This window comes from Alicyclobacillus suci, from assembly GCF_017329615.1.
Taxonomy (GTDB): Bacteria; Bacillota; Bacilli; order Alicyclobacillales; family Alicyclobacillaceae; genus Alicyclobacillus; species Alicyclobacillus suci.
On the sequence record NZ_JAFMTW010000007.1, the window covers coordinates 47,497 to 60,790 of the forward strand.

12 protein-coding genes are annotated in these 13,294 nt (G+C 53.1%); 6 read left to right on the forward strand and 6 right to left on the reverse strand.

Going from position 1 to position 13,294, the window contains the following annotated elements; translation table 11 throughout:
• Nucleotides 1–28 precede the first annotated feature (28 nt).
• Nucleotides 29–787: an IclR family transcriptional regulator gene (locus J3482_RS05475; RefSeq protein ID WP_021297868.1), complete on the reverse strand. Its 759-nt coding sequence runs from the start codon at nt 785–787 to the stop codon at nt 29–31.
• Between the two features lie 153 nt (nt 788–940).
• On the opposite strand from J3482_RS05475, the gene J3482_RS05480 reads away from it, so the two are divergent.
• The 3 genes from J3482_RS05480 to J3482_RS05490 all read left to right on the forward strand — a co-directional run bounded on the left by J3482_RS05480 (nt 941) and on the right by J3482_RS05490 (nt 3,195).
• Complete coding sequence (locus J3482_RS05480; protein WP_146823175.1) at nt 941–1,906, forward strand: amidase domain-containing protein; 966 nt, start codon at nt 941–943, stop codon at nt 1,904–1,906.
• A gap of 98 nt (nt 1,907–2,004) precedes the next feature.
• On the forward strand, nt 2,005–2,469 hold the full coding sequence (locus J3482_RS05485) for a tRNA (cytidine(34)-2'-O)-methyltransferase (RefSeq protein WP_146823173.1): 465 nt from the start codon (nt 2,005–2,007) through the stop codon (nt 2,467–2,469).
• 3 nt (nt 2,470–2,472) lie between these two features.
• On the forward strand, nt 2,473–3,195 hold the full coding sequence (locus tag J3482_RS05490) for an HAD family hydrolase (protein ID WP_146823171.1): 723 nt from the start codon (nt 2,473–2,475) through the stop codon (nt 3,193–3,195).
• Nucleotides 3,196–3,322: 127 nt separating this feature from the next.
• Here the strand turns inward: J3482_RS05490 and lpdA are convergent, their stop codons facing one another.
• The 4 genes from lpdA to pdhA are packed head-to-tail and all read right to left on the reverse strand — an operon-like array spanning nt 3,323 to nt 8,126.
• On the reverse strand, nt 3,323–4,735 hold the full coding sequence (gene lpdA / locus J3482_RS05495) for a dihydrolipoyl dehydrogenase (RefSeq protein WP_146823169.1): 1,413 nt from the start codon (nt 4,733–4,735) through the stop codon (nt 3,323–3,325).
• Nucleotides 4,736–4,738: 3 nt separating this feature from the next.
• Nucleotides 4,739–6,049: a dihydrolipoamide acetyltransferase family protein gene (locus J3482_RS05500; RefSeq protein ID WP_146823167.1), complete on the reverse strand. Its 1,311-nt coding sequence runs from the start codon at nt 6,047–6,049 to the stop codon at nt 4,739–4,741.
• An 18-nt stretch (nt 6,050–6,067) separates the two neighbouring features.
• Entirely contained in the window at nt 6,068–7,048 is a 981-nt protein-coding gene (locus J3482_RS05505; protein ID WP_146823165.1) for an alpha-ketoacid dehydrogenase subunit beta, read from the reverse strand.
• A 1-nt stretch (nt 7,049) separates the two neighbouring features.
• Nucleotides 7,050–8,126 carry a pyruvate dehydrogenase (acetyl-transferring) E1 component subunit alpha gene (pdhA, locus tag J3482_RS05510; protein ID WP_146823163.1) on the reverse strand — a complete coding sequence of 359 codons (1,077 nt, stop codon included), beginning with the start codon at nt 8,124–8,126 and terminating at the stop codon, nt 7,050–7,052.
• A gap of 324 nt (nt 8,127–8,450) precedes the next feature.
• On the opposite strand from pdhA, the gene J3482_RS05515 reads away from it, so the two are divergent.
• Both J3482_RS05515 and J3482_RS05520 read left to right on the forward strand, forming a co-directional pair.
• Entirely contained in the window at nt 8,451–9,179 is a 729-nt protein-coding gene (locus tag J3482_RS05515) for an alpha/beta hydrolase (RefSeq protein WP_146823161.1), read from the forward strand.
• Between the two features lie 75 nt (nt 9,180–9,254).
• Nucleotides 9,255–10,505, forward strand: a complete 1,251-nt coding sequence (locus tag J3482_RS05520; RefSeq protein ID WP_146823159.1) for a multidrug effflux MFS transporter — start codon at nt 9,255–9,257, stop codon at nt 10,503–10,505.
• Nucleotides 10,506–10,526: 21 nt separating this feature from the next.
• Here J3482_RS05520 and J3482_RS05525 read toward each other — a convergent pair whose 3' ends face one another.
• Nucleotides 10,527–11,015: a GNAT family N-acetyltransferase gene (locus tag J3482_RS05525; protein ID WP_146823157.1), complete on the reverse strand. Its 489-nt coding sequence runs from the start codon at nt 11,013–11,015 to the stop codon at nt 10,527–10,529.
• Nucleotides 11,016–11,366: 351 nt separating this feature from the next.
• Here J3482_RS05525 and J3482_RS05530 point away from each other — a divergent pair, with 351 nt between their 5' ends.
• On the forward strand, nt 11,367–13,265 hold the full coding sequence (locus J3482_RS05530; protein ID WP_206922163.1) for a PrkA family serine protein kinase: 1,899 nt from the start codon (nt 11,367–11,369) through the stop codon (nt 13,263–13,265).
• The last annotated feature ends 29 nt before the right edge of the window (nt 13,266–13,294 follow it).

Sequence of the window (13,294 nt, forward strand, 5' to 3'; positions counted from 1 at the left end):
GAATTCGTACAGACACTGAAAACAGAAATCAATGGGAGAGCATCTTCGTAAGCCAAGCGGCTGACGTACATAACACGTCGACACATTGATTCATTTTGTCGACGGTAAATCGGGATACAGGTCCTGAAATCGACAGCGAGGCGATACACTCGTGATTGCGACCGAATACTGGGGCAGCAATCGCAGAAGCGCCAAGGTCTCGTTCCTGGATGCTCATGGCGTAGCCGTCACTACGTATTTTGTCCAATTGCTGCAGCAACTCGGTGCGTGAGAAATCTTGTGGGAGACACTCTCGCAGAAACACCTCATCGACAACCGCTTCATCGGCAAATGCCAAAAGGACTTTGCCGGAAGCGCCAATGTAGAGAGGATAGGTCTGACCGATAGCTGCTACGTTCCGAATGGGTTCATTACTCTCGACGGCCTGAATCCGAATGCGTTCAATGCCCGAACGAATGTACAGACTGACGGTCTCGCCAGTGATATCCCGAAGTTTTGTCATCTCCGGCAATGCCAACGTCGTTAATTCGTCCGACAGATATACGTTCCCCAGTAGTTCGAGTATGCTCCAGCCTAAAATATATTTGTCCGATCCCGCCTGTTTCCGAACAAACCCTTTAGCCTGAAGCGAAAGTAAGAGACGGTGTGCCGTGCTCTTATGTAGTCCTACCTCCCGCGCAATCTCACTGAGGCTCAACTCTCGCGGTGATTTTGCGAAACAGAGTAGGATATCCAATGCTCGTTCGACTGAGCGGACCGTCGTCGATGTGGTCGTATTGTCCGCCAACGAAGGCTCCCCCTCTGTCTCATCATACAGAACAGCGCTCCAGTGCGTAGTATAGCACAATTGATAATCGGTTTCATTGAATGCTTGGGCGAATGTGCACATCTCCAAGCCAAAGACCATAGAATGCCCTATCGAATGGTGAGGTGTGGTGCGGTGAAATCATGTCTGGAAGCGGTTCGTCAATATTTTGACGCACGTACGCAAAACTGGCTGGCGAAGGATGAGCGTCTGTTCGACGAGATGATACCGACCGGAGAGCGTCCACAGTGGCTGGCAAGGACGGTTCACCAGGCGGAACGAAAACGTCGGGCGTACCTTGCCCAAGGCAAGCGTTTGGCACGGGCACACACGAAAATAGATATTCTCGAGATGCAAGCTTCCAAGGATAAGATGACCGTTCGCGTCACGGTGTTAGAAACCATTTGTTGGGCCTATATGGAGGCGCACACACCTGCGGTGGAGTGTCGCCGTATCGTCCATCGACAGGTGTGGGTATACAGCGAAAGTGCCTGGCGGCTTCAGAACGCCGAAGAGACCAGTGATGGTCAGTCGTTTTTGCAAGAGGATGTTGGACCACGCTTGGCAGAAGATTTGCGAACGCCGAAGCGCCCACTGAGAAACTCGGTATACGACCGCGTGCGCGCGACTCGTTATGCGGATGTGTGGTGGGATGGATTCAATCCACGCTATCCCAAACTGGCCGACGACTGCACAAATTTTATCTCCCAATGCATTCACGCCGGGGGCGTGCCGATGACGAAAATTGGCGATAAGAAAAATGGCTGGTGGGTCGGCCACGGAAAAAACAAGGGATCTTGGAGCTATGCGTGGACGACATCGAACGCATTGTACCACCATGTCCTCCGTGTAGTGGGTGGTAAGCAGGTGCCAAGCCCCTCTGATTTGAAAATGGGAGACCTCATTTTTTACGATTGGGAGGGCACCGGGACATTTCACCACAGTACGATTATTACGGATTTCGACGACGCAGGATACCCACTCGTCAATGCGCATACAGACCCGAGTTATCACCGACCATTCACGTACTACGACAGCCGGGCATGGACAGAACAAACCAGATATGCGTTTGTCCACTTGCCGGATAACTTGTCTGTCTAAGGTTGGTCGTGGTTGCGGTGAATGGGTCCCATCATTCTGTTGCGCGGATGAACGTGCTACACTGAGAGGTGGCATCAGAATGGTGGAGGTAATCCAAGATGAACATTGTACTCGTAGAACCCGAAATCCCAGCGAATACGGGTAATATTTCGAGGACTTGCGCGGTGACAGGGAGCGCTTTGCACCTAGTTCGACCCCTTGGCTTCTCGACGGATGATAGACAGTTAAAACGAGCTGGACTCGATTACTGGTCCTTGCTCGACATCACTTATTATGACTCTTTACAGGACCTGTGGAACAAGCATCCACAAGGTCGCTTCTATTATGTGGAGACGAACGGTGGAGCCTGGTATACAGACGTCAAATATGGAATGGACGACTTTCTGGTTTTTGGCAAAGAGACCACAGGGTTACCGCGAGATGTCATTGCCGAACATGAGGATGACGTGATTCGCATTCCAATGCGGAACGATGCGAAGGCGCGAAGCCTCAATTTATCAAATGCCGTGGCAATTGTCGCGTTTGAGGCACTGCGCCAAAATGGCTTTCTTGGGATGGTGTGAGCGATGTTAACGACCCTTTTGTTCGATCTCGACGGCACGCTACTCCCGATGGATTTGGACGCCTTCATGAAGGCGTATTTCAGGCGACTCGCGCCACACTTGGCAGGTCACTACCGTCCGGACGAGATTGTCCCGTGGATGATGGGCGCGCTGCGAAATGTCGCTGAAAACGAAACACCCCAAATCACAAACTTAGACAAGTTTCGGCGTGCGCTGTTCGACAGCGACACGCAGAAGTTGGAACAGATTTGGCCTCTATTCGAGCAATTCTACGATTCTTCGTTCGATGATATCCAACATGTGGTGTCACCCAGCCATATTGCACGGGAAATATGTCGAACGGCGCGCGACAAGGGGTATCGCTTGGTGTTGGCGACAAATCCAATTTTTCCAGAAGTAGCGACGATGGCAAGGATTCGTTGGGCAGGTCTTGACGCGTCCTGGTTCACGCTCATTACGACCATGGAAAACAGCCACTTCTGTAAGCCGAATCCAAAGTACTTTTTGGAGATCTTGGACAAGCTGAACATTGCGCCGAACGAGTGTATGATGATTGGCAATGATGTTCAGGAGGATGGGGCTGCTGGTTACGTCGGCATCCGTGGCTACCTAGTGACCGATGATTTGATTGATCGGAACTTGGGGACGTTTGACTTTGACAAAGTGGGAACCCGTGAAGAGTTACTGCGGTTCGTGCAAGAGCTACCAGATTTGACTCAGCGCTGAACCATTGCCCAGATGGGTGAATGACTTGAATAATCTGAATCGCTTGGTCAGCACAAGAAGGGGGGCTGTCCCATAAGTCGAAACATGACTTTGTGGGACAGCCCCCTGATGATGACTTTGAGCGCTCTTAGCGTGTGACGATGTGGATAGGCGAACCAAGACCGACTTCAGCGGCTTCCATGACCATTTCCCCGAGTGTCGGGTGGGCGTGGATGGTCAGTGCGATGTCTTCCAAGGTTGCGCTCATTTCAATGGCCAAACCGAGTTCGGCAATCAAGTTGGATGCCTCGTAGCCGACCACTTGGGCGCCGACGAGCACGCCAGTTTCCTTGTCTGCAATCAACTTGATAAAGCCATCGGTTGCGTTCAACGCAGTGGCACGACCGTTTGCGGCATATGGGAAACGGCCGACAGAAACGCTCTTGTATTCTTTTTTCGCTTCGTCCTCGGACAGGCCGACTGTGGCCATCTCCGGATCTGAGAAGACGACAGCTGGAATGCAACGATAATCGACAACGCTTGGCATTCCCGCGATGGCTTCAGCGGCGACCTTGCCCTCATAGGAAGCCTTGTGTGCCAATGCGGCGCCAGGGACAATATCGCCAATAGCGTAGACGTTCGGGTTCGTGGTGCGACATTGCGCATCCACCTTGATGAGGCCTTTTTCACCGACCTCGATACCAGCGTCTTGCAGCCCCAATTCATCCGTGTTTGGACGACGTCCTACGGTGACGAGAATATAGTCTGCCTCAATCGTCTTATCCTCGCCAGCCTGGTTCGTGTAGGTCAATTTGATGCTGTTTTCCGTCTCTTCGACCGACTTGGCCATGGCTTTGGTTTCGATTTGGACGTCGTATTTCTTCAGATTTTTCTCGACCAAGCGCACCATTTGTTTGTCAAAGGCGGCGAGAATGCTGTCCAAACCTTCAATGATGGTGACTTTTGAACCGAATTTCGCGAACGTTTGGCCCAACTCGGCACCGATGTAGCCGCCGCCGACGACAATCAGGCGCTCCGGAATTTCATCGAGTTCCAGCGCTTCGGTCGAAGACAGGACGCGTTTGCCGAATGGTAAGGACTTGAGCTCAATGGGGCGGGAGCCAGTCGCCAAGATGCAGTGTTGGAATTTGATACGTTGCCCGCCGTTTTCATGCATGATACGCACTTCATCCGGTTTGGTGAAAAAGGCTTCCCCGTCGATCACGGTGATTTTGTTACCCTTCATTAGGGATTGTACACCGCCTGTCATCTTGTTGACGACAGATTGTTTCCACTCCTGCACTTTTTTGTAGTCCAGTTTTGCAGTGGATTCGATGCCTGGGAACGCCGATTCGCGTGCGGCTTCGTATTGGTGTGCCGCCGAAATCAACGCTTTCGACGGAATACACCCGCGATTTAAGCAGACGCCGCCGAGCTCAGCCTTGTCGACGATGGTGACTGACTTGCCGAGTTGCGCAGCGCGGATGGCTGCAACATATCCGCCCGGGCCCGCACCAATGACTAGAACCTCAACCTCTTCCAACATCTCGCCTACGACCATGAATTACACCTCCAAGAGTAAGAGCCGTGGGTTTTCCAACAGCCGCTTGATATCATTCATAAAGCGTTGGCCCAAGGCGCCGTCAATGACGCGATGGTCAAAGCTGAGCGACAGGGACATCATCTGGCCAACTGCGAATTCGCCGTCGCGGATGACTGGCTTTTCTGTAATCCGGCCAACACCGAGGATGGCGACCTCTGGGTAGTTGATAATTGGCGTGAAATACAAACCGCCGGCGGATCCGATATTGGTGATGGAGATAGTGCTTCCGCGCATTTCGTTCGGCGCTAGTTTGCCAGCGCGGCCGCGTGTAGCCAAATCGTTAATTTCATCGGCGATAGCCCACATGTTCTTCTTGTCGGCGTGGCGAACTACCGGAACGATGAGACCCCTATCGGTGTCTGTCGCGATACCGATGTGGTAGTAGTGTTTCAGGACGAGTTCCTGTTTCTCCTCGTCAAGCGTCGAGTTGAGTTGTGGGCTTTGTCGTAGTGCTGCAATCATTGCCTTGACGATAAACGGCAAGTAGGTGATTTTCGTACCGCGTTCCGCAGCCAGCGGTTTAATTTCCTTGCGTAATTTGACGAGTTCAGTCACGTCGACTTCGTCGATCAGCGTGACGTGTGGTGCCGTGTATGCGCTCTTTACCATCGCCCTGGCAATGGCCTGGCGAATCATCGGCAATGGCACGCGTTCCTCGACTTCCTCGCCGCTGACTTGTGTCACGCGAGTTGGCGCTGCTGTCTCTGCCGTGTCGGTGGCTGCTGCTGGAACGGTCTGGTCGCCGCCGGCCACGAACTTGTCGATGTCTTCCTTGGTGATCTTGCCGTGGTTGCCCGTGCCCGTCACATTCGTGATATCGATACCTTGTTCACGTGCGTATTTACGCACGCCAGGGGTTGCTAACACGTCGTGTGCGGAACTTTTAACACTCGCATTAGCCGCAGCCGGTGTTGGTGCGTCTGCAGATGGTGCAGGTTGTTGCGTTTGCGCCGCTGGCGCCGGCGCACTGTTTGCGTCGTGTTCGGCTTTGGCTGCGTCCGCTTGCGCTTGTGCAGCCGCTGGCACGTCGCCTTCTACCTCGATAATCATCAAGATGTCACCGACGACGGAAGTAGTCCCTTCAGAGACTTTGAGTTCCTTCACGGTTCCGCTCACAGGAGAGGGTAATTCCACCAGCGATTTGTCGTTTTCAACTTCGGCGATTGCGTCGTCTTCTTCGATTTTGTCGCCAGGTTTGACCAGCCACTTGCTAATGCGGCCTTCGTGCAGGCCTTCGCCCAGTTCTGGGAGTGGCAATTCAAACAATGCCATAGAACTCACCTCCAGGTATTAAAGACTCATGACTTTGTTCAAAGCAGCAATGACGGACTGTTGGGTGGGCAGCCATTCGTCTTCAATCATGCCGAACGGATAGACTGTGTCTGGCGGCGTGACGCGCAAGACAGGCGCTTCCAGATGATAGATGGCATGTTCGTTGATTTGCGCGATGACCTCTGCGCCCACGCCGGCACTGCGCTGAGCTTCTTGAACGACGATAGCGCGGCCGGTCTTTTTGACAGACGCCGCAATCGTGTCGATGTCAATCGGGCTGATGGTCCGAAGGTCAATCACTTCTGCCTCGAGACCTTTATCCTTGGCCCATGCGTCAGCGGCCTTTTGCGAAACGCCGACCATCGCGCCGTAAGTGACAATGGTGACGTCTTTGCCCTCGCGCACGACGTTCGCTTGCCCGAGTGGAATGGTGTACTCCTCTTCCGGCACTTCTTGGCGGAAGGAGCGGTAAAGACGCATGTGCTCAAGGAAAATAACTGGGTCGTTGTCGCGAATGGCAGACAACAGCAGTCCCTTGGCGTCGTACGGCGTACTCGGAATGACGACTTTGACGCCAGGTGTCTGAAGGAATAAGCCCTCAAGGCTGTCCGAGTGCAACTCGGGTGTGCGAACACCGCCGCCAAATGGGGAACGGATGGTGATTGGTGCGTAGTAGCGACCGCCGGAACGATACCGCAGGCGGGCGATTTGGCTCGCGATTTGGTCAAATGCTTCAAATACGAACCCGAAAAACTGAATTTCCGGCACAGGTCGAAAGCCCTGGATGGCTAAGCCGTTGGCCAGGCCGATAATGCCACTTTCGGCTAACGGTGTGTCAAAGACGCGCTCTTCGCCATACTTCTTTTGAAGACCTTCTGTCGCGCGGAACACACCGCCGTTGTTTCCTACGTCCTCACCAAACACAAGGACTTTTTCATCGCGTGCCAACTCGAGGTCGAGTGCATGCGTAATGGCTTGAATCATCGTCATTTGTGCCATGTCAGTTCGCCCCCTCGCCAGTGATTTCAGCACGTTGGCGTTTCAATGTCGCGGTCGGCTCTTCGAACATTACGTCGATGAGGCCTTCGATTGTCATTTTTTCGGCAGCGTCCGCTTGTTTCAATGCATCGTTGATGGTATCCTTTGCCTCTTCGATAAACTGTTGCTCCTCGTCGTCTGTCCACAGTCCTTTGGCCTGCAGATAGCTACGGAAGCGCACGAGTGGATCCCGCTTTTCCCACGTTGCCTCGGTTTCCTTGGTGCGATAACGCGTTGGGTCGTCACCGGACATCGTGTGCGGACCATACCGGAACGTAACCGCTTCAATCATGGTTGGGCCTTCGCCAGCACGCGCTCTATCGACCGCTTGCTTGGTGGCTGCGTATACGCCGAGAATGTCCATGCCGTCGACTTGAACCCCCGGGATACCTGCGGCAATCGCTTTCTGCGCGAGCGTTTCAGCAGCGGTTTGCTTTTCCCGCGGAACGGAAATGGCGTATTGGTTGTTTTGGACGAAGAACACTGCAGGTGCTTGAAATGCACCAGCAAAGTTCATTCCTTCATAGAAGTCGCCTTGTGACGTACCGCCGTCACCCGTGTACGTGATGGCTACGCGTTTTTCCCCTTTGAGCTTAAAGCCGAGAGCGATGCCAGCTGTCTGGACGATTTGGGCGCCAATGATGATTTGCGGCATGATGACGTTTACGTCTTCAGGTACGCGACCGCCTTCCTGATGGCCTCGGGAATACAGGAACAATTTGTACAATGGGTATCCATGGTACAGTGACTGTGGAAGGTCACGATAGCCTGGCACCACGAAGTCTTCTTTCTCGGTAGCGAACTCGCTGCCAATCATCGACGCCTCTTGACCGGAGACGGGTGCATAGAATCCAAGACGCCCTTGGCGGGTCAGTTTGATGGCGCGTTGGTCGAGAATTCTCGTGAACACCATGCGTTTCATCAATTCTCGCAGTTGGTCGTCAGTTAAATTGGGAAGCAATTCGTTGTCGGTCACGTTACCATTCTCGTCTAACACTTGGACGTACGGAACAGTGTGCTCGGAGACCGTCTTGCTCATATGCGTCACCTCATTCCGAAAAATGTGTAGCGTGCTAGCGTGCGTGCCTATGTATTCACCAAGTCGTCCCGGTAAAAGCGAGCGACATGCACGTAGTAGTGATACAGTTCAACAAATATTATAATACACATTATTAGAGTGTGCGAATCACTTTCGTGCTACGCGCAATTTACTGTTATATAATAAGAGGTTTGCGAGACTATAACAGTTTAGTACAACGCTTTCTTCGCGAACCGCAAAACAAGCTGTATTCTGTTAAAACAGCAGTCAGGTGCGGCGGCCGCAGCAAGCCGGCGGCGCACCGGCGAAAAGGAGCAGAAGACGATGACAAATACGCCGCAGAGAAAAATTGAATCTCACACGATATACAGTCGCCATTTAAATGAAGAGCGGGCCATCAAAGTGTTTGTACCGCATTCGTATGACCAATCGAAGCCGTTGCCCATTGTCTACTGTCACGATGGGTTGGAGTTTTTTACACATGGTCGAGTTGCCACGATTGCCAATGAACTGATGACGAAAGGCGAGATTCCTCCATTTTTGATTGCTGGCATTGCGGTGAACCTAGAACAGCGTCACAGTGAATACGCCATGGACGGCGCGCGCCATACCGCATATCAGCAATTTGTGGTCGATGAGTGCATGCCGATGCTAGATAGTCTCTACGCCGTAGACGACAACGCTCGGCTAATGGCGGGCATTTCACTTGGCGCCGTAGCGTCCCTCAGTTTTATGCTGGCGTATCCGCAGTACTTTCATACCTTAATCCTGTTTTCTGGCGCCTACTTTCCGCCAGTGCAGGCACGCCTTCGCGACGAGCCAGATTTAAGCCGCCTGGCGGCGTATCTGTTTATCGGTGACGAGGAACGACAGGCGAAGACACCTTCTGGCGTGTACAACTTTTACGAGTACAATGAGCAGATGCGCGATATCCTGCTTGATCGCGGCGCAGAGGTGGAATTCCATGTCGGCCCTGGGAATCATATCTGGGGCGTTTGGCAGAAGCAGTTGCCAGATGCGTTGCGTTGGTTGGGCAGGCATCTCGACGTTTGATGAATTGTCCCGTGAGCGACCATGCGCGCCGCGTGCGCAAGGATTTTGGAGAGCGTCCGAAAAAGGAGTAAAACAATGAATGTAAAAACTGCGTCGGGCCATCAATTGGCCACTGCGCGCCGGGGGCGCACGGCCGTCATTCTCGGTTCCCTGACGGCGCTTGCGCCACTGTCGATTGATATGTACCTTCCGTCACTGCCGGTGATAGCGAATCATTTACAAGCATCACAGTCCGTGGCGCAGTTGAGTATTACCTTGTGTTTGATTGGCCTCGCACTCGGCCAACTGTTGGCGGGCCCCATGAGTGACGCTAGAGGACGGCGCGGGCCCTTGCTCGTGGGGCTTGCAGTGTATATCATCGCGTCCATGGTTTGCGCTGTGACGCCAAACGTCTGGGTCTTGATTGTCGTTCGTTTTGTACAAGGGTTTGCTGGGGCCGCCGGTATCGTCATCGCGCGAGCGATGGTGCGCGACCTGTACGCTGGGCCGGAATTGACTCGCTTTTTTTCGCTGCTGATGCTCGTCAATGGTGTCGCCCCCATTCTTGCGCCGGTGCTCGGCGGTCAGTTGTTGCGCGTGATGCCGTGGCGCGGCGTGTTTGTCGTGCTCGCTATCCTCGGCGTGGCGATGTTTGTGACCGTAGCCTTCGCGCTGGGCGAGACATTGCCCCCTGAGAACCGGCGAACAGGTGGTGTTCGTAGCACGATATCGGCGTTTGGACAACTCGTCCGCGAACGGACGTTCATGGGGTACGCGTTGTCGCAAGGACTCGTGAATGCGGCGATGTTTGGGTATATATCGGGATCTCCATTTGTACTGCAAGATTTGTTCGGCCTATCGCCACAAGTATTTAGCATCTGTTTTGCCATCAATGGCATTGGCATCATTCTGTTTTCGCGCGCAGCCGGCCTCCTGGTTGGAAAGGTTCGGGAGGTATTGTTGTTCCGTATCGGGGTAGGCATCGCATGTTGCGGAGGCGTCGCGTTGCTCATGTCCATTGTCCTTCAATTCGGGTTACCTGGCGTCCTGCCGACGCTGTTCCTGGTTGTTTCCAGTGTCGGTGTGGTGGGGACTATTGGTTCGTCGCTCGCGATGCAGCAGCATGCGAAAAATGCTGGGAGCGCTGCAGCGCTCATTGGCGTTGCGCAGTTGTTATTAGGTGCCATCGCATCGCCGTTGGTTGGGCTTGGCAATCACCCGACTGCGCTACCGATGGGCATTGTGATAGCGATTTGTGACGTCGGTTCGGTGCTCGCGTATGTGCTGCTGGTCTTAAGGGGGAAACGGGCTGTGCGCGGTCTTGGCGCGATGGATGGCCAAGGATAAGTTTTGCTTGGTCTACATGCTTCACTCAACCATGTATTGATAGTAATGAACGTCTTGCCACTGTTCAAACTTGAAGCCAACTTCTTTGAAACAGCCTACGTATGTAAAACCCAGCCGTTCGTGTAGTTTGCGGCTCGCGGCGTTACCGTCGGTGATGCCCGCGATAATGACGTGGTGACCAAGTGCTTTTGCGCGGGCTAGCATATCCACCATCAACGCTTTGCCAATGCCATGTCCTTGGTAGTTCGGATGAATATAGATGGACGACTCCACCGTCTTCGCGTAAGCAGCTTTCTCGCGATGGCGGGAGAGGGAGCAGTATCCTACCACATGGCCGTCTATGTCGGCTACCGTGAGTGGGTACTTGTCCCCATAATGGGTGAACCATTCGCGGCGTTCGGCTAGCGTCTGCTCGGCGAGATCGAACGTGGCGGCAGAAGTTCGGATGGCGTAGTTGTAAATATCGAGAAGACTTGGGAGGTCGTCGATTACTGCGTCGCGTATGCGCATAACGGTGTTGCAACTCCAATCGTGACAGATTGCGCGGGGGAATGCGCACGAATGACACAATTATAGCTCGAAATCCGCATCTGTCCCTGATTTTATTTTCACACTATTTGCGCATCTCGTGTAAATATAAGTTACAGATGCCGCCTGGCCCTCGTGTATGACGAGACAAGACGGCATTTGTGTTCCCTTATAGCTAATCCGGTTGGCAAGCAAAGCATGGGCATGTGGCCAAGCAGGCAGCGAATAGGATGAAGAAACGCGGACGGATTTTTGGTTGTCGCGCGAAGAGTCCGTTGTCAGTCGGTTGTAACGGTCGCTTGTCAACTTGCACCAGAGGAGGAGGATGGGTCCATGAGTTTTCTTGACCGACTCAACACCTACCGCGCGGAGGAACAGGGCCTTCGTTGGGAGGGGACGTTCGAGGAATACATCGAAATCGTCAAGGAGCACCCCAGCGTGGCCAAGACAGCGCACGCTCGTATATATGACATGATTGCCAGCAAGGGCATTGAGACAGATGCCGAAGGCCATCGCCACTACCCGTTTTTTGAAAGCGAGATGTACGGGTTGTCGGGCACCTTGGAGCGTCTTGTCGAGGAGTACTTCCACGCGGCGGCGCGACGTCTGGACGTGCGTAAGCGCATCCTGCTGTTAATGGGGCCGGTCAGTGGCGGTAAGTCGACGATTGTCACGATGCTCAAGCGCGGGTTGGAGCAGTATTCGAAAACGCCGGAGGGCGCGTTATACGCGATTAAAGGGTGCCCGATGCATGAGGAACCACTCCATTTAATCCCGCTGGAATTACGAAAAGATTTCGAAAATGAATATGGTATCCGCATCGAGGGGAATTTGTGCCCGAGTTGCCGGATGCGACTGGATGAGGAATTTGGTGGCCACATTGAACAAGTTCCAGTCGAGCGAATCCTGATGTCGGAGGAGCGGCGTATCGGCATTGGCACGTTTAGCCCATCCGACCCCAAATCGCAGGACATCGCCGATTTGACCGGGAGCATCGACTTCTCGACCATCACGGAGTACGGGTCAGAATCCGACCCGCGAGCCTATCGGTTTGATGGCGAACTGAACAAAGCGAATCGCGGAATCATGGAGTTTCAGGAGATGCTCAAGTGTGACGAAAAGTTTTTGTGGCACTTGTTGAGTTTGACTCAGGAAGGGAATTTCAAGGCAGGGCGTTTCGCACTGATCTCTGCCGATGAAATGATTGTGGCACATACCAACGAAGCAGAATATCGCAGCTTTGTCGCCAATAAGAAAAATGAAGCCTTGCAATCGCGCATGATTGTCATGCCGGTTCCGTACAACTTGCGCGTCGAAGACGAAATCAAAATTTACGACAAGTTAGTACAACAAAGTGACTTAAAAGATGTGCATATTGCGCCACACGCGCTGCGGACGGCTGCCATCTTTTCGATTCTCACGCGGTTGAAAGAATCTAAGAAGCAAGGTGTAGACTTATTGAAAAAATTGTACCTGTACAACGGGCAAACCGTTGAGGGGATGAAGGACGCAGATTTGAAGGAATTGCAGACGGAGTTCGCGGATGAAGGGATGTCAGGGCTCGACCCGCGCTATATCATCAACCGGATTTCTACCGCCCTCATCCGTCGCGATACCCAATGCATCAATGCGCTCGACGTGTTGCGGGCCATCAAGGATGGGTTAGATCAGCACGCTTCCATCAGTGCCGAAGACCGGGAACGGCTGCTGAACTTCGTCGCAGTTGCCCGCAAAGAGTACGACGAGATGGCGAAAACGGAAGTCCAGAAAGCATTCGTCTACTCCTTCGAGGAATCGGCGAAGACGCTGCTCGACAATTATCTCGATAATGTCGAGGCATATTGCAACTGGCAGAAGCTTAAGGATCCATTGACTGGTGAGGAACTTGATCCCGATGAACGCCTGATGCGCTCCATTGAAGAGCAAATTGGCATCTCTGAAAATGCCAAACGGGCCTTCCGCGAAGAAATTCTCATTCGCATCTCGACCTACGCGCGGCGCGGCAGGAAATTTGATTACCACTCGCATGAACGCCTACGTGAAGCGATTGAAAAGAAATTATTCGCGGATTTGAAGGACGTCGTCAAAATTACGACTTCGTCGAAAACACCGGATGAGACGCAGTTGAAGAAAATCAACGAGGTGACAGCACGACTCATTGATGAACACGGATACTGCCCGTCGTGCGCCAACGAATTGTTGCGATATACGGGAAGTCTCTTGAACCGCTGAGCGTGTTGCCGACCCGGAAGGGGAGATGA